1 pseudogene is annotated in these 638 nt (G+C 40.8%); it reads left to right on the top strand.

Annotated features, from left to right (window positions below):
- Positions 1 to 142: 142 nt before the first annotated feature.
- Positions 143 to 544: pseudogene (locus tag OCV69_RS16620) on the top strand (IS3 family transposase); the annotation flags it as partial.
- Positions 545 to 638 lie beyond the last annotated feature (94 nt).

A 638-nucleotide genomic window follows, 5' to 3' on the forward strand; every position in this document is an offset into this window, starting at 1 on the left:
TTCTTTTTAAATTCAGGGGTGTAACTCTGTGGCATAATGTGTACCTCTTTTCTTTATAAGATTGATTATATCTTATTAGCCACTCCTGTTACAACATTAGTATAGCACTTCAATGTTCATTGCCATAAAAACGGAAGACGGCATGATTAAGGGAAAACTTTCATTCTATTGCCGGATGCTTGGCGTTAGCCGCCAGGGGTTCTACAAATATCTTGCTCATAAAGATCGCCCCTGGAAATATCAGGATCTCGCTGATGCTATGAGAGCAATCAATACAGAGGATGAATGTAATGATACCTATGGGCGTATTCGCATGTATCAGGCACTTCTCCTTAAGAAACCGGAAGGACTCAAGATTCCTAGTGAGCGAACCGTCTACAGGGTCATGGATGAAATTGGCCTTAGTCATCAACCAAAGCGTAAGCCGAATGGTATTACCAAGGCTGATCGGGAAGCTCGTAAGTCAGATGATCTTCTGAAGCGAGATTTCAAATCTGATAAGCCACTTGAAAAATGTGTAACTGACATCACAGAAATCAAGGCTGATATTGTCAATATTGGTTGACACATTTATCTCAAAGATATCACTGCCTATGCAGCCTGTTCCAGAGATTGGTAGTATCTCTGTCGCTTAATTA

Source organism: Alitiscatomonas aceti, from assembly GCF_025567195.1.
GTDB lineage: Bacteria > Bacillota > Clostridia > Lachnospirales > Lachnospiraceae > Alitiscatomonas > Alitiscatomonas aceti.